The 16,473-nt window shown below is 48.7% G+C and carries 15 protein-coding genes; 12 read left to right on the plus strand and 3 right to left on the minus strand.

Translation table 11 applies throughout. The features are described 5' to 3' along the window. Window positions 1-57 precede the first annotated feature (57 nt). The 5 genes from CIB36_RS03100 (at window position 58) to CIB36_RS03115 (ending at window position 5,312) form a co-directional block, all read left to right on the plus strand. Window positions 58-822 carry an ABC transporter ATP-binding protein gene (locus CIB36_RS03100; protein WP_093988143.1) on the plus strand — a complete coding sequence of 255 codons (765 nt, stop codon included), beginning with the start codon at window positions 58-60 and terminating at the stop codon, window positions 820-822. Continuing rightward, window positions 819-2,846, plus strand: coding sequence for an ABC transporter permease (locus CIB36_RS03105; RefSeq protein ID WP_093988144.1), 2,028 nt, complete (start codon window positions 819-821; stop codon window positions 2,844-2,846). The genes CIB36_RS03100 and CIB36_RS03105 overlap by 4 nt, the downstream gene beginning before the upstream one ends. Before the next feature lie 22 nt (window positions 2,847-2,868). Further along, entirely contained in the window at window positions 2,869-3,000 is a 132-nt protein-coding gene (locus CIB36_RS13600) for a hypothetical protein (protein ID WP_267872646.1), read from the plus strand. A 289-nt stretch (window positions 3,001-3,289) separates the two neighbouring features. Beyond that, entirely contained in the window at window positions 3,290-4,351 is a 1,062-nt protein-coding gene (locus tag CIB36_RS03110; protein WP_093988145.1) for a GNAT family N-acetyltransferase, read from the plus strand. A 682-nt stretch (window positions 4,352-5,033) separates the two neighbouring features. Next, entirely contained in the window at window positions 5,034-5,312 is a 279-nt protein-coding gene (locus CIB36_RS03115) for a hypothetical protein (protein WP_093988146.1), read from the plus strand. A gap of 229 nt (window positions 5,313-5,541) precedes the next feature. Here the strand turns inward: CIB36_RS03115 and murC are convergent, their stop codons facing one another. After that, complete coding sequence (murC, locus tag CIB36_RS03120; RefSeq protein WP_093988963.1) at window positions 5,542-6,918, minus strand: UDP-N-acetylmuramate--L-alanine ligase; 1,377 nt, start codon at window positions 6,916-6,918, stop codon at window positions 5,542-5,544. A gap of 235 nt (window positions 6,919-7,153) precedes the next feature. Between murC and spoVG the strand changes: the two genes are divergently transcribed. After that, complete coding sequence (spoVG, locus tag CIB36_RS03125) at window positions 7,154-7,450, plus strand: septation regulator SpoVG (protein ID WP_093988147.1); 297 nt, start codon at window positions 7,154-7,156, stop codon at window positions 7,448-7,450. Window positions 7,451-7,520: 70 nt separating this feature from the next. Here spoVG and CIB36_RS03130 read toward each other — a convergent pair whose 3' ends face one another. Both CIB36_RS03130 and CIB36_RS03135 read right to left on the minus strand, forming a co-directional pair. After that, entirely contained in the window at window positions 7,521-8,090 is a 570-nt protein-coding gene (locus CIB36_RS03130) for a dipicolinate synthase subunit B (protein WP_093988148.1), read from the minus strand. Beyond that, a complete protein-coding gene (locus CIB36_RS03135; protein ID WP_093988149.1) occupies window positions 8,083-8,955 on the minus strand; it encodes a dipicolinate synthase subunit DpsA in 873 nt (290 codons plus the stop codon). Before CIB36_RS03135 ends, CIB36_RS03130 begins: the two co-directional genes overlap by 8 nt. Window positions 8,956-9,201: 246 nt before the next feature. On the opposite strand from CIB36_RS03135, the gene mraZ reads away from it, so the two are divergent. From mraZ to CIB36_RS03165, 6 genes are all read left to right on the plus strand, one after another. Then, window positions 9,202-9,624: a division/cell wall cluster transcriptional repressor MraZ gene (gene mraZ / locus CIB36_RS03140; protein WP_093988150.1), complete on the plus strand. Its 423-nt coding sequence runs from the start codon at window positions 9,202-9,204 to the stop codon at window positions 9,622-9,624. A 22-nt stretch (window positions 9,625-9,646) separates the two neighbouring features. Further along, window positions 9,647-10,579 (plus strand): 16S rRNA (cytosine(1402)-N(4))-methyltransferase RsmH, encoded by a 933-nt coding sequence (gene rsmH, locus CIB36_RS03145; protein ID WP_093988151.1) that lies wholly within the window; start codon window positions 9,647-9,649, stop codon window positions 10,577-10,579. Between the two features lie 19 nt (window positions 10,580-10,598). After that, a complete protein-coding gene (locus CIB36_RS03150; protein ID WP_093988152.1) occupies window positions 10,599-11,072 on the plus strand; it encodes a hypothetical protein in 474 nt (157 codons plus the stop codon). A 116-nt stretch (window positions 11,073-11,188) separates the two neighbouring features. Continuing rightward, window positions 11,189-13,615, plus strand: a complete 2,427-nt coding sequence (locus CIB36_RS03155; RefSeq protein ID WP_154824701.1) for a penicillin-binding transpeptidase domain-containing protein — start codon at window positions 11,189-11,191, stop codon at window positions 13,613-13,615. Between the two features lie 29 nt (window positions 13,616-13,644). After that, entirely contained in the window at window positions 13,645-15,078 is a 1,434-nt protein-coding gene (locus CIB36_RS03160; RefSeq protein ID WP_093988154.1) for a UDP-N-acetylmuramoyl-L-alanyl-D-glutamate--2,6-diaminopimelate ligase, read from the plus strand. A gap of 30 nt (window positions 15,079-15,108) precedes the next feature. Continuing rightward, the gene (locus tag CIB36_RS03165) at window positions 15,109-16,473 is read left to right on the plus strand and encodes a UDP-N-acetylmuramoyl-tripeptide--D-alanyl-D-alanine ligase (protein ID WP_154824700.1); all 1,365 of its coding nucleotides are present in this window, start codon (window positions 15,109-15,111) and stop codon (window positions 16,471-16,473) included.

Genomic DNA, 16,473 nt, shown 5'->3' on the forward strand with positions numbered 1-16,473 from the left:
GGGCATTTCTCTTTTTTGTTACAATAAGCTTGAAAGAAAAACATGGAGGGATACACGATGCCACTATTAGAAGTCAGTAATCTAAAAAAAATATATACCACCCGTTTTGGCGGCAATCAGGTCCAGGCGCTGAGAAACGTAAATTTCAGCGTGGAAAAAGGGGAATACGTCGCGATCATGGGGGAATCCGGTTCTGGGAAAACAACGCTGCTCAACATTTTAGCGGCTCTGGATAAGCCGACCGGCGGCACGGTTTTGTTGGACGGACGGGATCTTTCCAAAATCAAGGAATCCGATGTTGCAACATTCCGCCGCGATAATCTGGGGTTTGTATTCCAGGATTTTAATTTGCTGGATACCTTTTCCTTGCAGGATAACATCTTCCTGCCGCTGGTTCTGGAGGGAAAGGCATTCAAGGAAATGCGTCAGCGTCTTTTGCCCATTGCCTCCCAGCTTGGGATCTCTGACCTACTTTCCAAGTATCCATACGAGGTTTCGGGCGGGCAGAAACAGCGTGCGGCGGTTGCCAGGGCGCTGATCACCGATCCAAGGCTGATCTTAGCCGACGAACCGACCGGGGCGCTGGATTCCAAGTCTACGGACGAGCTGCTGCGGCTGTTTTCTGAAATCAATCAGGATGGGCAGACGATTTTAATGGTGACCCATTCTGTCAAGGCGGCCAGCCACGCGCAGCGCGTCCTGTTTATCAAGGACGGCGAGGTGTTCCACCAGATCTACCGCGGAAACAGCACCAACGAACAGCTTTACCAGAAAATTTCTGACACGCTGACCATTCTTGCGACGGGCGGTGACAGACAATGAAACACGGATTCTATCCAAAACTGGCAATGACCGGGATCTCCAAAAACCGGAAAACCTATATTCCGTATATCCTCACCTGTATCGGGATGGTGATGATGTACTATATTGTTTCGTTCCTGTCTGTGAATGACAGTGTGCGCGACCTGCGGGGCGGCAACGAAATGCAGATGATCCTGCAGATGGGCTGCGGGGTGATCGGGTTCTTTTCTTTAGTTTTCCTGTTTTACACCAATTCCTTTTTAATGCGCCGGCGGAAAAAAGAGTTTGGGCTTTACAATATTTTAGGGATGGGAAAATGGAATCTGGCCAGGATCTTGTTCTTTGAATGCCTGATCATTGCGGTGATTGCTTTGGCGGCGGGGCTGTTCTGCGGAATTATGTTTTCCAAAATCGCTGAACTGGTGATGATTCACATTTTGCAGGGGGAAGTAAACTTTTCCTTTTCGATCGACTTTTCTGTGATCGTGCAGACTGTTAGCGTATTCTGTCTGATCTTTCTACTGATCTTTTTGAACGCTCTGCGGCAGATCCGGCTGGCAAATCCAGTAGAACTGCTGCGCAGTGAAACGGTGGGAGAAAAACCGCCGCGCGTTAACTGGGTGTTTGCGCTTTTGGGGCTGATCATTTTAGCGGGGGCCTATTATCTGGCGGTTTCTATCAAAGACCCGATGTCCGCGCTGATCTGGTTCTTTGTGGCGGTCATCATGGTCATTATCGCCACATACCTGCTGTTTATTGCAGGCTCGGTGGCCCTGTGCCGGATTTTGCAGAAAAATAAGCGCTATTACTATAAGACCAACCACTTTGTTTCGGTTTCATCTATGGTTTACCGGATGAAGAGAAACGGCGCAGGGCTGGCGTCCATCTGTATTTTGTCAACCATGGTGCTGGTGATGCTCTCCTCTACCGTGTGCCTGTATTTGGGAACTGAGGACAGTATGCGAAACCGTTATCCCAGAAATATTGTGATAGACACCTTTTCTGTGGAAGATCAAAGCGTGGAAACGGTGCATCAGGCGATTTCTGATACGCTGCAACAATATCATGTAAGCGAAAAGGATTTGCTGCATTACCGGTATTTGGATGTGGGCGGCTATTTTCAAGAGGACCAAGTGATCTTTGACCAGAATAGCCTGTCCGGTTGGGAACTGGCAGATACAGAGAACATCCGTCAGTTGTTCGTTGTGCCGCTGGAGGATTATAACCGCCTGATGGGCAAAGAGGAAACACTGGCTGAAAATGAGGTAATGATCTATAATACAAAGGGCTCGGAATATCTGTATGATACCATTACTCTTCAGGGCGGCGGGACTTGGAATGTGAAAAAGGTCATCCCGGATTTCGTGGACAACGGCACAGACGCAATGCAAATTATATCCACGCTGTATTTATTTGTCCCTGACCTTGAGGCAATGGAGCAGATCTTTGATGCGCAGGCAGAAATTTATGGAGATAACCGCTCCTATAAACATGACTACTATGGTTTTGATTTAAGCTGTGATGATGAAACGCAGCTTTTGCTTACCGGGACGCTGCGGGAGTCGATCCAGCAGTTAGGGGAGGACGAAGCCTTTCCGAAGGTTACGGTGGAAGGTGTGGCAGAGGAACGCACCGGATTTTATGCCCTGTACGGAGGATTGTTTTTTCTGGGCGTGCTGTTAGGGATCGTCTTTATTCTGGGCGCGGTGCTGATTATGTATTATAAGCAGATTACCGAAGGCTATGAGGATCAGAAACGGTTTGAGATCCTGCAAAAGGTGGGAATGACGAAAAAGGAGATCAAGAAAAGCGTCAATTCCCAAGTGCTTACCGTCTTTTTTCTGCCGCTGATCGCGGCGGGCGTGCATGTGGGCTTTGCGTTCCCGCTGATCCATAAGCTTCTGGCATTGTTCAGCCTGACGAACACATGGCTTTTGATCGGGATCACGGTAGGGTCGTATTTGTTGTTCGCGTTGTTTTATGTGGTGGTATATCTGATTACTTCCAAATCATATTATGGGATTGTAAGCAGGAAGGAATCGTAGAACAGGCAAGGGGGAACAAGGAATGCTCGAAATAGCTCGGTGGGAGTCGGTTTGGCAGGTCGTGGTGGACCTTTGGCTGCTGCTGGCAGGGCTGGCTGTTGTGACGATCTTGGTGCTGTTTGTGATCTGCTGGATCAGGAAAAATAAAAAATAAGAAAAAGGGCAAAAAGCAAACCTGCTTTTTGCCCTTTTGAAAATTGGCTGAAGAAAAATACCGCGGTTTATTTTATACGGCTTTACCTTATGTAAAAAGATAGAAAAATCTTCCATCAAAAATTGTAAAACAGCTGGTTTTATGATATACTGATTCATCATGACAGACATGGCAGGCTATCCGCGGTATGTTTGACAGGCGGCACGATGAGCCGGTGATTTTATATTCCGGTTCGACAAAACAGTGGCTCACCGTTTGCGGAAAACAGATTGATCGAAAGGGGTAAAAAATGGATAAGATCACGGTGCGGGAAATGGCAGCCGGCGAGGAAAAAACGGTAAAAGAGATCGGGAAAAGGGCCTTTACGGGATTTGAAAGCCTATGGGTACCTAAACCAAAGCAGGCATTAGTGGCAGTTTTGGATGGAAGGATCGTAGGGGCGGTCCTATATAAATTCCTAGATCATCAGGGAAACAAGACCGGTTATGTGGATTATGCCTTTGTAGACCCTGAATTTCATGGGCTGGGGATTGGAACGGTCCTGTACCGAAAGGCCGTCAGCTTTTTGTGGAAACAGGGCTGTGACGCCCTGACGGCAATCGTAAAGGACGACAACGTAAGCTCTTGGAGCTTGTTTTTGAAAAACGGATTCAGCCGGGTCAGCCTGCCGGAACTGGTGCGGCAGTTTGGCTTTGGCGGCATGCTGAAGCATTACTTTGCCACCCCCTTTTGTATTGGGATCGGGATGGAATACTACGTGGCGTTAAAGGACGGTTCCTGCCCTTCTGGAAAAGAAGGAACGGGAAAACAGGTTTTCGCATATCTGCTTTCAAACCTGATATTGATCGGAGCGGCCGGCGTTTTCCGGTCACACTATTTTTTTGAGTTTGCTGCGGCCTTTTTGCTTTTGTTAGTGGTCGGGATCGTGACCGGATTCCTTGGCACCCGATTTTCAAAACGCGGCTGGACGTTCCGGCACAATAACGGCGGGGCAGCGATTTGTGCGGTGATCAATCTGTTTGGAGCCTATCCCATGATCGGCAACTGGTATCCGCGGCATTATGAAAATACGAAGGCGTTCCGCCGGGATTTGGGCGTTGTGGCGTTCCTTGAGTGGCTGGTACTGTTGATTATCATGCTGTTGACCGGTCTGATCGGGTCGGACAGCGGGCATATATTAGCGTTAGGGCAGATCAGCGCGTTATTTTTGTTTTACCGCATGATTCCCTGTTACCCGTTTGAATCCTTTGGCGGTAGACGGGTGCTGAACTGGAACAGATGGGCCTATGGGCTGATGACGTTTCTTTCGGCAGGAGCGATCGCATTTGGCATCATTTCATCTTTGCAATAAAAAACAAAAGAGCCTAACCGAAAGCGGATACTAGGGTAAATTGTCCCTGTATCCGCTTTAAATTATATCGTTAAGCAATCGACCAGAATCATCATCGCCTAAGACAGCCAAAACATATTTTTTAGTCTAGTTTGCACCTGGGATCCAACGGTCAAAAATTTGGGCAAGAAAATTCCAATATTTCTATTTCACGCTGATGGGCAAAGTTATAATCAATGATCTTAAACAGGCTGCTTTATGGCGTGCTCCTCCCGGGATATATAGCCTGCGAAGTTTAATATGCAATTGCTATCAACACTGGAGAGTGTGTCTGATAAATACAAAATAGCTATAAATCTAACATGTTGTGATATTAAAAATAAATTGAATAGTATGCTTGTGTAAAAGTAAAAATGGAATTGAGAGATTTGCATCGAAAAAAGGATTTTTTAAGGGGAGCTTACTGGTGTTATCGCAGCGCTTTTGGTTTCAGGACTTATATTTGGAGGCGTGATGGGATTTCGGCATCTGCCTTTGGCAGTCAAAGATGTGAAAAAGTTGTCTGAAATAAAAGAAATCATCGATAAGGAATATCTGTGGGCAGCAGACGATAATGCCCTTGCTATACAACCTTTACCAGAGTTATACTTACGGCATGGATGATATCGATGTTTAATACTATTCCCCGGAAGAAATGGAAACTATGGAAAGAGATCTGTCAGGACAGTTAAGCGGTATCGGCGGTGTCCTTGAACAGGATTTTTCTTCCGGGGTCATTACGGTCTCTGAAATTCAGGAGGGTTCACCAGCGCAGGAAGAAAAAAGCACCTTGATTGCCCAAATTGGCGAAAAAGTTATCCTATATCCCCAGCGGATGAGCCAGACACAGCAGGAGCTTTTTCAGCTTGAGCTAGGGGAAGAAATGTGGCAGGAAGTGTTAGAACGTGTTTCTGGAAACGAAAGGGTCCTGATAGATATGTAGTGCTTAGGCAACATTGGATGTTGACGGGGAACAGAACGCGAAATGGAGAAGCGGGAGAGAAAGCCTGCAAGCTTTTTATGACACAGATGATAAAAACAGCAGCCAGCGTATACGCTGGCTGCTGTTTTTTGTTGCCCGGAGGTACTATCCGTTGATGGCCCCTGTTTGAAAGCATGCATAAGAACCTCACTTTTTATAAGGTAAGGGCTTATCCTAGTAGTAACTGCTTTTATCTATTCTTGCGTTTGAGCTTTTCTGTGATTAGATGCGCGCATTTGTTGACATCGCCGCAGCCTAAGGTGATGATGATGTCACCCGGCCTCGCAATAGATACGACATAGTCTGAGATCTCTTCAAACTCTGGGAACCAGACACAGCCGGGGATTTTTTCAGCCAGATCCTTTGTATAAATACCGATCGTGTTCTTTTCCCGTGAACCCATGATCTCACTCAATATAGTGAGGTCGGCGATCGACAGCACCTTTGCAAAATCATCTAAAAGACGTGCGGTACGGGAATAGGTAAAGGGCTGGTGCACTGCGATCACCCGCTTGAAGTTCATGGATTTGGCTGCCTCCAGCGTTACTTTGATCTCTGCCGGATGGTGGCCGTAATCGTCTACGACGGTGATGCCGTTTATTTGATCCAGCACTTCAAACCGGCGGCAGGCCCCCTTGAAGTTAGACATTCCAAGATTCAGAAGCTCTGGCTTTATCCCGGACTCGACTGCACAGGCACAAGCGGCCACCGCATTGAGGACATTGTGCTGTCCCGGTACAAAAACGTCGATTTCGGTCAGCCTGCTTCCCTTGTGCATCAGCTCAAAACGGGAATGGACCCCGTCCAGAATGGTGATATTCTGAGGATAGTAGTCATTCGCATCGGAAAGCCCAAAGGTCACAACTGGTTTTTCAAGTCCGCGCACCGCGCAGCGGGTGTTGGGGTCGTCTCCGTTGACGACCGCGAATTTTTGCGCGTTCCCAGCGAATGTCCGGAACGATGCGATCAGGTTTTCCAGTGTTTTAAAATATTCCATATGGTCTTCGTCGATATTTAAGATCAGGGAAATATCCGGTTTCAGCTTTAGAAAATGATCCATAAATTCACAGGCTTCGCAGATCATATTTTCACTTTTCCCGATCCGGCCGCTGCCGCCGATCGTGTGGAGCTTTCCTCCAATGACTACAGTCGGGTCGGCTTTGGCATCCATCATGATCTGGGTGAGCATGCTGGAGGTGGTGGTTTTACCGTGTGTTCCGCTGACACAGATGGTGTTCTGAAAATGCCCGGTCAGGATCCCTAAAAGGTCGCTTCGTTCCAAAACAGGTACGCCGCTCGCCTTTGCGGCAATCAGTTCTTCGTTGTCTGCCATGATCGCAGCCGTATGTACGATCAGGTCTGCGCCCTTGATGTTTTCTGCCCGCTGTCCAAGCATGACGGGGATGCCCATTTCCTGGATGCGGTCTAAGGTGTCGGTGGGGTTGTTGTCCGAACCTGTCAGGTAATATCCTTGTGCATGCAAGATCTGCGCCAGGGGGTACATGCCGGAACCCCCGATCCCGATAAAATGAATATGTTTTTTATCTTTTAAAACACTGTCGTTCAAATTCAAAACAACCAAACCCTTCCCATTTCTGTTTTTCAGTCCTTATTATTATATCACAAAAAAAGCGAAATTCACAACTTTCGTTTCTGAAGCAAAAATTTAATTAAATTAAGAAATTTCGTCGAAAACTGTAAAAAGTTTTGAAATGTTCAAAAAATGTAAACATTTCTATCGTAATCTTTTAAAGTTTATCGTTTATGATAGTCACATACTGAACAAAAGGGAGCGACGGAAAATGAATATTACAGATATTAGAATCAGAAAACTATTACATGACGGCAGACTAAGAGCAGTTGTTTCAATCACAGTCGATGACTTGTTAGCGATCCATGATATCAAGGTCATCGAAGGGCCGACCCGCTTGTTCGTGGCAATGCCAAGCCGGCGGGAGGAAAACGGGACGTTCCGCGATGTGGTGCACCCGATTTCTGCGCAGGCACGCGAGTACATGGAGACCGCGATCCTGGAAGCTTATGAACGGGAAGTAGCGCTTCATCAAGAAGAATTGGAAGAAACTGCCCCCGAAGAATAACCCTTTTTTATTGCGTCATAAAATGGGACACAGAAGAAATTCTGTGTCCTTTTTTTGCGCGTTTTTCTTTTTAAAAGACGATGGGCTGGAGCTGTCTGTGTTCCTGGGCAGCGGCCAGAGCTTCCGGGATTTTCGTAAAATCGGCGACCATCGAAGTCGGCTTTGCCGTACAGTTATCCTGACAGAACGGAACAAAATAATAATTTCGCAGGTTTAACAGGGCACCGATATTCTTTCCGCTTCCGCTGAGGGCATCGTTTGTGGATACGGCGATCACTACTGGCTTATTGTTTCTTAAATGGGATTTTACCGCCATCAAAGCCGGGCTATCGGTGATCCCCAGCGCAAGCTTTGCAAGGGTGTTCCCAGAGCAGGGCGCCACCAGCATCAGGTCGGTCATCTTTTGGGGGCCGATCGGCTCGGCGGAGGGCAGGTCGTGGATGATTTTTTTACCGCAGATCGCTTCGATGGTCTTGATATGTTCAGCCGCTTTTCCAAAGCGGGTGTCAAGCTGATAGGCGTGATAGGACATGATGGGCAGGATGTCATATGTTTCGCTGAGAATCTTCATTTGTTCGATCACTGCCTGAAAGGTACAGAAGGACCCGGTCAGGCAGAAGCCAAGTTTTGGTTTACTCATGCTGTTCCTCCTTCATGATGTTTCGGATCGTTTGGCAGATGATTTCACCGGAGGTGATAGGGGCGGTTTTCCCTGGTAGGGACAATGCCCAAATAGTTTTGATCCCAAGGCGGTTCGCCTCTTCAAAGTCTACGCCGCCCGGCTTGGAGGCCAAATCGATCAGCAGGGCGTGTTTGGAAAGCTTCCTTAATAATGGTTCGTCAAATAACTTTGCAGGAACGGTATTGATCACCGCGTCAAACTGCCCGATCTCTTCAGAAAGGGAGGCAACTGGCAAAGGGCGGCAGCCTTCGGCTTCGACCCAAGCAAGGTCGGCGTGTTTTCTGGCACTGACTGTGACCTTTGCGCCTAAAGCAGAAAGCCGGGTGCGCAGCGCACGGGAAATACGGCCGCTCCCTACGATTAAAACATTCAGTCCTAAGATGGTGACTGGCAGTTCGCTCAGCAGAAGTTGTAATGTCCCTTCGGCAGTCACTGCCGCATTGAGGACGGCAAGCTCCTCCCGTTCCAAGTAATCATATACCCTGCAAGGGGATAGGCTGTGCTCCAATTCTGCGCTGACCTTTCCGCCGAAGACAAGGGTGTTTGGCCCTGCCAGCGGCAAGATTTCAGCCAGCGGCACAGGCTCCTTTTGGAGCGGCGCATTAAGCATGCTTCCATTTGATACCGGCATTGGCAGGACCAATACATCAGGATGAGAAGCGGGGATGCTGTTGACTGCAACGTGGGGAGAAAATAGCGAGGGATCCTCTCCCATTGCGGTAACGCTGACATCCATATCCTCGGTCAGGAGGTTTGCCAGATACGCCTGGCGCAAATCCCCGCCCGCAAGGACACAGGTTGGTTTCTTAATTTGATGTTTCAAAACGAATCTCCTCCGTTGATGGTCAGTTTCTATATCCTATGCGGTTGATAAAAGGAGGGTGAACAGGAATTTTTTCAGGAAATCCCCCTTTTCCAGAAAATAGAAATGAAAAAATTTTGAAAACTTCTCATAATGGGTTGCATTTCAGGACGCAAGTGTTTATAATAAGAATAAAAGTGGGTAAAAGTAGAGAAAAGTGGTTAATCAGACCTAAAATCTACTAGAAGTCGTCAGGGGGTGGGGAAGATGCTGAGTGGTGAATATAATTACACCATTGATGCCAAAGGCAGGCTCAACTTCCCTGCAAAGCTGCGGGAAGAGCTTGGCGAAAAGCTGATCTTAGCCAAAAGCCTGACGGATACCTGTTTGAATGTTTATTCTGTAGATAAGTTTGACGAACTGGTGGAAAAGATCGACGCACTGCCTATGGCGAAAGCGCGCAACATCCGCCGGCATCTTTTTTCCAGCACAGTGGAAGTGATTCCGGACAAGCAGGGACGGATCTTAGTGCCTCAGAACCTGCGGGAGTACTGCGGGCTGAAAAAGGATGTCGTCATTGTAGGCGTTTCGCAGAACTGCGAGATCTGGAGCCAGGAAAACTGGGGCAGCGTCATGGAAACGATCGATGCGGAAAACCTTGCGGAGATCGTGGACGAACTTGGGATTTAACAGGAAAGCAGGGAAAAGGAAAATGGATTTTCACCATGTTTCAGTGCTTCTGGAGGAGTGCATGACCGGACTTGCTATCAAGCCGGAGGGGATCTATGTAGATGGCACAGCTGGCGGGGCGGGGCATTCCGCTGAAATCGCCAAACGGCTGACCACCGGCAGGTTATTTGCATTGGATCAAGACCCTGACGCAGTAAAAACCGCTTCGGCACGGCTGGCAGGTTTCCCATGCGCGGAGGTGATCCATGTGAACTTCCGCAATATGGAAGAGGCGCTTGCGCAGCGCGGCGTTGATAAAATCGACGGGGTACTGCTGGATTTAGGAGTATCCTCCCACCAGCTGGACTGCGGAGAACGCGGCTTCAGCTATCATCAGGATGCGCCACTGGACATGCGGATGAGCCAAAGCGGACCGAGTGCGAAGGACCTTGTCAACACTTGGAGCGTGGAGGACCTGACCCGGATCATCCGGGAGTATGGAGAAGAAAAATTTGCCCACAGCATTGCGGTACATATTGAAAAATACCGTCAAGACAAAGAAATTGAGACTACTATGGAACTGGCTGAGATTATTAAATCTTCCATGCCGGCCAGTGCCAGACGAAATAAAAACCCGGCAAAGAAAACCTTTCAGGCGATTAGGATCGCGGTGAACGCGGAACTAGACGCCTTGGAGGAAGCGTTGGAACGTGCATTCCGGTTGCTTGTTCCGGGGGGGAGGATGGTGATCATCACTTTCCATTCCCTAGAAGACAGGATGGTAAAGCAAAAATATGCCGAGTGGTGCAAAGGCTGTATCTGCCCGCCGGATTTTCCGCAGTGCGTCTGCGGCAGAAAGCCCAAGGCAAGGCTGGTCAACCGGAAACCGATCACGGCGTCAGAGGAAGAGCTTGCGGTGAACCACCGCAGCCGCAGTGCCAAATTGAGAGTACTGGAAAAATTAGAGGAAGAATAAAATTAAGGGGGAATAAAAGATGACGCAGAAAGATAACCTTGCTTATGCGCTGCGCAGCTTTGATACGGAAGAACAACAGGATAAACAGCCCCGGATCAGACAACTGGAAAAAACACAGACAGCGGCAAAACCAAAAAAGATTGGTAAATCGCTGTTCTGCTTGGGATATATCGTGGTGCTCTGCGGCGCATTGATGTTCGCAAAGGTGCAGCTGACAGAGGAAAACAACGCCATGCTTCAGGCGCGGAGCGATCTGGAAGAGCTACAAAGCATTTCCGCCCAGCTGAATCTGGAATCGGAAAGTTTGTCCTCCTTGAAATCCATCGAGGACACGGCGACGGAGGAATATGGTTTGGTAGAGCCGGATTCCAGCCAGGTAAACTGTATTCGGGTAAAAAAACCAAATAAAGTTGAAGTGACGGATTCTGAAAAGTCGTTTTTAGATCAGGCAGCAGGTTGGCTGGAACAAATCAAGGAATACATTTTAGGCTAACATAATATGATATACAGACTGAAAGGGTTCATCACCATTGTAAAAACGCTGGTGGAACCCTTTTATCCTTGAAACGGGAGCTTTTCGAAATTTAGTGATAGATAGGGGGTCTTGATTTGGCAAAACCAAAGCAGGCAAACCAGCCAATGACAAATATTATGAAATACCGTCTTAACCGTGTTGTAGCGCTCTGTCTGGCCGTGCTGTTATTGTATGTAGGGGTAAGACTGTTTGACGCTTCTGTGGTGCAGGCGGATTTTTATCAGGAATTTGCGGCAAAACAGCAGATGTCTACTCAGGTTATCAACGCAAACCGCGGTTCGATTTACAGCACAAACATGAGTATTTTAGCGCAGAGCGCAACCGTTTGGACCGTTGTGCTGGCGCCTTCTATTGTCAAAAATGATAAGGTATATGTGGAGATTGATTCGATCCCGGAAGGACAGAAGGACACCCTGGCGGCAAGCTTAGCCGGGATTTTGGAATCAGATCAGGCGAAGATCAGGAAACGGCTGGACAAAGACCAGAGATTTGTGCTGATCAAAAGCAGTTTGACCGACGCCCAGGTGAAAAAAATCCAAGACTTTTCCAAGCAGAACAGTTGCGTGATGCTGGCGAAAGAGGCGGTTGCAAAAGGACTTTCCGACATTCTGGAGCTGGATTATGACAAGGTGCTGGAGCAGGCGTATCGGGATAACCAATATGAAGTTATCAAAAAGAAGGTAGAAAAAACCGTTGCCGATGAAGTGCGGAAGATGATCTCGGAAAATGGCTTTACCTTCATTTCTCTGATCGAGGATACCAAGCGGTACTACCCGAACAATGAATTGGCAAGCAACGTACTGGGCTTTACTGGCACGGACAATCAGGGGCTTTATGGGATAGAACTGGAATACGACAGTATTTTACAGGGTACAAATGGTAAAATAGTGAGTGCGACCGATGGGTTGGGGAATACCATACCCACCAGCTTTGAGCAGAAATACGATGCGGTGGATGGAAACAGCGTTGTTTTAACGATTGATGAGAATATCCAGCGCTTTGCAGAAAAGCAGGTCGATGAGATCGTAAAGCTGCACGACCCAAGCGGCGGGGCGCTGGCGATCGTTATGGATGTCGATACCGGGGCAATCCTTGCAATGGCGAACAGCAATAATTATGATCCCAATAATCCAAGTACCATTTTTTCTGACCAGTTAAAAGAAACATTGGCCCAAGCAGAAAGCGAAAATAAATCAGAAGATGAGATCAGCAAGGTAAAATCTCAGCTTCGTTCCGAACAGTGGAGCAACAAAGCGATTGGCTGGCTGTATGAACCGGGCTCCACCTTTAAGGTGGTCACTGCTTCTGCTGCTTTGGAAACAGGCGCTGCGACGCTGGACAGCACTTATAACTGCACAGGGGTGCTGAATGTAGCGGGAACCAATATCCATTGCAATAAGCGTACTGGGCATGGGCATCTGGATTTTAAGGGCGCTATCGTTAATTCCTGCAACCCAGCCTTTATGACTATGGGCGCCAAGATGGGGGCGCATAATTTCTTTGATTTCTTCCAAAAATTTGGATTGACAGAGGGTACGGGAATCGACCTGCCCGGAGAGGCACAGAAGAGCATCTACTATACAGAAGATAAACTGGGTCCGGTAGAATTGGCCAGCGCTTCGTTCGGCCAGACTTCTGCGATCACCCCGATCCAGCTGATCACCGCTGTTTCCTCAGCAGTAAACGGCGGGTACCTGATGCAGCCATATCTGCTTAAAGAAGTGCTGGATCAGGACGGAAACGTTCTGGAAACTACCTCACCGACAGTAAAACGCCAGGTGATCTCGGAAGAAACTTCTGCTAAAATGCGCGATTGCCTGGAAGCAATGGTGGAAAATAATAAAGTGGCATATGTCAAAGGATACCGGATTGGAGGAAAATCCGGTACCTCACAGAAGGCGAACCAAAGTAAAGAACACGTTTCATCCTTTGTCGGATTCGCGCCTGCGGACGATCCGAAGATCGCGGTATTAGTAGTTGCAGATAACCCGACAGTCGGCTCTTACTACGGAAGTGCAGTGTGTGGTCCTGCTATGAGTTCTATCATCAAAGATACCTTGTCTTACATGGGTATCTCCCCGCAGTATTCTGACGAGGACCTTGAAAATATGGAAGAATCTGTACCAAACCTGATTGGGCAAACGGTGACAGACGCCAAAAACACATTGGCGAAAAAATCCCTGAACATAAAGAAGATCGGCGACGGGGATAAGGTAGTGGACCAGATGCCAAGAAGCGGCAGCATTGCGGATGGCGGTACAGTCATTGTATATACGGAAACGGACAGTGTGGCCCAAAAGGCAACAGTGCCAAATGTGATTGGGCTGACGCCTTCCGAAGCGAACCAGAAGCTGATCAATGCCGGGCTGAATGTCAGCTTGGAGGGCGGGTCAACGACTGGCTCGAATGTAAAAGTCATTTCCCAAAGCGTAGAAGAAGGAAAAGAAGTTCCGGTAGGAACGATCGTGTCGATCCAATACGCAGTGGAAGTAGTTGACTGATTTTATAAGCAAAGCAGGAGGAAGTCTGTATGAAGCTTTCAGAATTGATGGAAGAGATCGAATTATTTTCCCCATATCATGATTGTGAAGTGCGGGAGATCCGAAATAACTCCAAGCTCATAGAACCGGGCGATCTGTATGTGGCGATCCCGGGAACCAACGTTGACGGCCACCAATTTGTGGCAGACGCCCTAAAGCGGGGTGCCTGCGGCGTGGTAGTGAGCCGGGACATGGGGGTACAGCGCCAGCTGCTGGTAAAGGATACTAAAAAAGCATATGCGCTTTTGTGCGCGGCGTTTTTTGGGTACCCTTCCCGGAAACTGAAACTGATCGGGGTGACGGGGACCAACGGGAAAACCTCCACTACGACGATCATCAAGCATATTCTGGAAACCGCGGGGTTAAAGACCGGGCTGATCGGGACGATACAGATCGAATACGGGGATGTAGTGAAGCCGAACCCGAACACCACCCCGGACGCTTATATGTTTCAAAAGACATTAAAGGAAATGGAAGAGGCGGGATGCCAGTACGTAGTGAGTGAAATTTCATCCCATGCGCTGGCACAGGACCGGATTTACGGCTGCGCTTTCGAGGTGTGCGCGTTTACCAACCTGACGCAGGACCATTTGGATTACCATAAAGACATGGAAGATTATTTTCAGGCGAAAAAAAAGCTGTTTTCCATGGGAAATATCAATGTCGTCAACATTCATGACCCTTATGGGAAACGTTTGGCAGAAGAACTGCCGGATCGGCCGGTCACCTTTTCAGTGTCTGACCCAGAGGCGGATTTTTATGCCAGTGATATGGAGTGTACCGCAAGTTCGGTGCAGTTCCGCATGACCAGTGACGGGATCACCAGCAAGGTCACCTTTGCGATCCCGGGGCTTTATTCGGTGGAGAATGCCTTAACGGCGATCAGTATCTGTACGGTGCTGGGGATCTCCATGCAGACGGTCATCTCAGCGCTGGCAGAGGTAAAAGGCGTGCGGGGCAGATGTGAGATCATCTACTCCAACGACCGGTATATGGTGGTGTGTGACTACGCCCATACGCCGGATGGGATCGAAAATATTCTGCAAAGCCTGAAAGCGGTAGCGAAGGGGCGCGTGGTCGCCCTATTTGGCTGCGGCGGCGACCGCGACCGCACCAAACGTCCGTTAATGGCGAAAGCATGTGAAAAATACGCGGATTTTATCATTGTGACTTCCGATAACCCGCGAAGCGAAGATCCGGAGGCGATCATCGCGGATATTTTGCCGGGCTTTAGCAAAAAAGCTGAATATGTGAAATATACTGACCGGACAGAAGCGATCCGTTATGCGATGGAGCACGCCCGGCAGGATGACATTATTGTGCTTTTAGGAAAAGGGCATGAAACCTATCAGGTATTAAAAGACGAAACGATCCACTATGACGAACGGGAAGTGGTTGCGCAGATCGCGGAAAAAATTGACTAAACAGAGAAATGGGGAACACATGTGCAGAGCATGACACTACAGGAAATTGCACAAGCGGTTGACGGGACGTTGACTTTCGGCGGAGAAATCAGAGTAGACGAGATCTCCACTGATACGCGGAAAATCCGCGGGGGGAGCCTTTACCTTGCGCTGAAAGGGGAACGGTTTGACGGGCACGATTTTATTTCCAAGGCAATAGAAGCCGGGGCACGGGCTGTTGTCAGCGACCGTCCGGTAGAATGCAGCTGCCCTGTCATTCAAGTGCCTGACACAAGGCTCGCGCTGGGTACGCTGGCCGCCTATTACCGCCAAAAATTTTCCCTGCTGACCGTTGGCGTGACGGGGAGTGTGGGAAAGACCTCGACCAAGGAAATGATCGCCGCGGTGCTGGCGCAGGGGTTTTGCGTCCACAAAACACAAGGGAATTTTAACAACGATATCGGCCTGCCCATGACCCTGTTTGGGCTAGAACCGCAGCATACGGCTGCTGTGATCGAGATGGGGATGTCTGCTTTAGGGGAGATCAGCTATCTGTCGCAGCTTGCAAAACCCGATCTGGCAGTCATCACAAACGTTGGGGTCTCCCATCTGGAAAATCTGGGGAGCCGTGAAAATATTTTAAAAGCTAAACTGGAGATCTTAGATGGTATGTCCCCGAACAGCAAGATCGTTTTAAATGCAGATAACGATATGCTGCAAAGCGTGCGGGACTCCTTGGGAGAACGGGCTGTCTGGTTCGGAATCGAACAGAAGGACGGATTTGTATTTGCGGAGCATATCGAAGAAGACGGGGATAAAACCCGGTTCGATTTCGTGTGCGGCGGGGAACGGTATCCCGCCATGGTCCCGGCAGTGGGGATCCATAATGTTTATAACGCATTGGCGGGCTTTACGGTTGGAATGTTTTCGGGGATCGCCCCGGAAAAAATCGTTGCGGCGGTTGGGGAATATCAAAATTCCGGCCTGCGCCAAAGTGTGAGGGAATATGACGGAATCAAGGTGATCGCCGATTGCTATAATGCCAGCCCGGATTCGATGCAGTCCGCGCTTTCGGTGATACGGACGATCAGCTGTTCAGGGAAACGGTACGCTGTGCTGGGAGATATGCTGGAATTGGGAGAATGTTCCGGGGAAATGCACTATAAGGTGGGAAAGCTTGCGGCTAAGGCTGGGCTTTCCGGGCTTCTTTGCTATGGAGAAGAGGCAAAGCAGATCGCGCGGGGCGCTTTGGAAGCTGGATTTGATTTGGCAGAAAGCTGTACCTCGCTTCAAGAGGCGGTGAACTGGCTTCATCGCGTACTGCGTCCCGGCGACGCCGTAATTTTAAAAGCAAGCCGCGGGATGCATTTGGAATCGGTCATCGAGTCGGCATTTGAAAAGGCAGGAGGACAATAA

It is taken from the genome of Massiliimalia timonensis (genome assembly GCF_900186585.1).
Taxonomy (GTDB): domain Bacteria; phylum Bacillota; class Clostridia; order Oscillospirales; family Ruminococcaceae; genus Massiliimalia; species Massiliimalia timonensis.

What these genes read in the sequence shown, in the direction of transcription:
- CIB36_RS03100 (WP_093988143.1), top strand. Translation starts at nt 58, where the DNA reads ATGCCACTATTAGAAGTCAGTAATCTAAAAAAAATATATACCACCCGT.
- CIB36_RS03105 (WP_093988144.1), top strand. Translation starts at nt 819, where the DNA reads ATGAAACACGGATTCTATCCAAAACTGGCAATGACCGGGATCTCCAAA.
- CIB36_RS13600 (WP_267872646.1), top strand. Translation starts at nt 2,869, where the DNA reads ATGCTCGAAATAGCTCGGTGGGAGTCGGTTTGGCAGGTCGTGGTGGAC.
- CIB36_RS03110 (WP_093988145.1), top strand. Translation starts at nt 3,290, where the DNA reads ATGGATAAGATCACGGTGCGGGAAATGGCAGCCGGCGAGGAAAAAACG.
- CIB36_RS03115 (WP_093988146.1), top strand. Translation starts at nt 5,034, where the DNA reads ATGGAAAGAGATCTGTCAGGACAGTTAAGCGGTATCGGCGGTGTCCTT.
- spoVG (WP_093988147.1), top strand. Translation starts at nt 7,154, where the DNA reads ATGAATATTACAGATATTAGAATCAGAAAACTATTACATGACGGCAGA.
- CIB36_RS03130 (WP_093988148.1), bottom strand. Translation starts at nt 8,090, where the DNA reads ATGAGTAAACCAAAACTTGGCTTCTGCCTGACCGGGTCCTTCTGTACC.
- mraZ (WP_093988150.1), top strand. Translation starts at nt 9,202, where the DNA reads ATGCTGAGTGGTGAATATAATTACACCATTGATGCCAAAGGCAGGCTC.
- rsmH (WP_093988151.1), top strand. Translation starts at nt 9,647, where the DNA reads ATGGATTTTCACCATGTTTCAGTGCTTCTGGAGGAGTGCATGACCGGA.
- CIB36_RS03150 (WP_093988152.1), top strand. Translation starts at nt 10,599, where the DNA reads ATGACGCAGAAAGATAACCTTGCTTATGCGCTGCGCAGCTTTGATACG.
- CIB36_RS03160 (WP_093988154.1), top strand. Translation starts at nt 13,645, where the DNA reads ATGAAGCTTTCAGAATTGATGGAAGAGATCGAATTATTTTCCCCATAT.
- CIB36_RS03165 (WP_154824700.1), top strand. Translation starts at nt 15,109, where the DNA reads ATGACACTACAGGAAATTGCACAAGCGGTTGACGGGACGTTGACTTTC.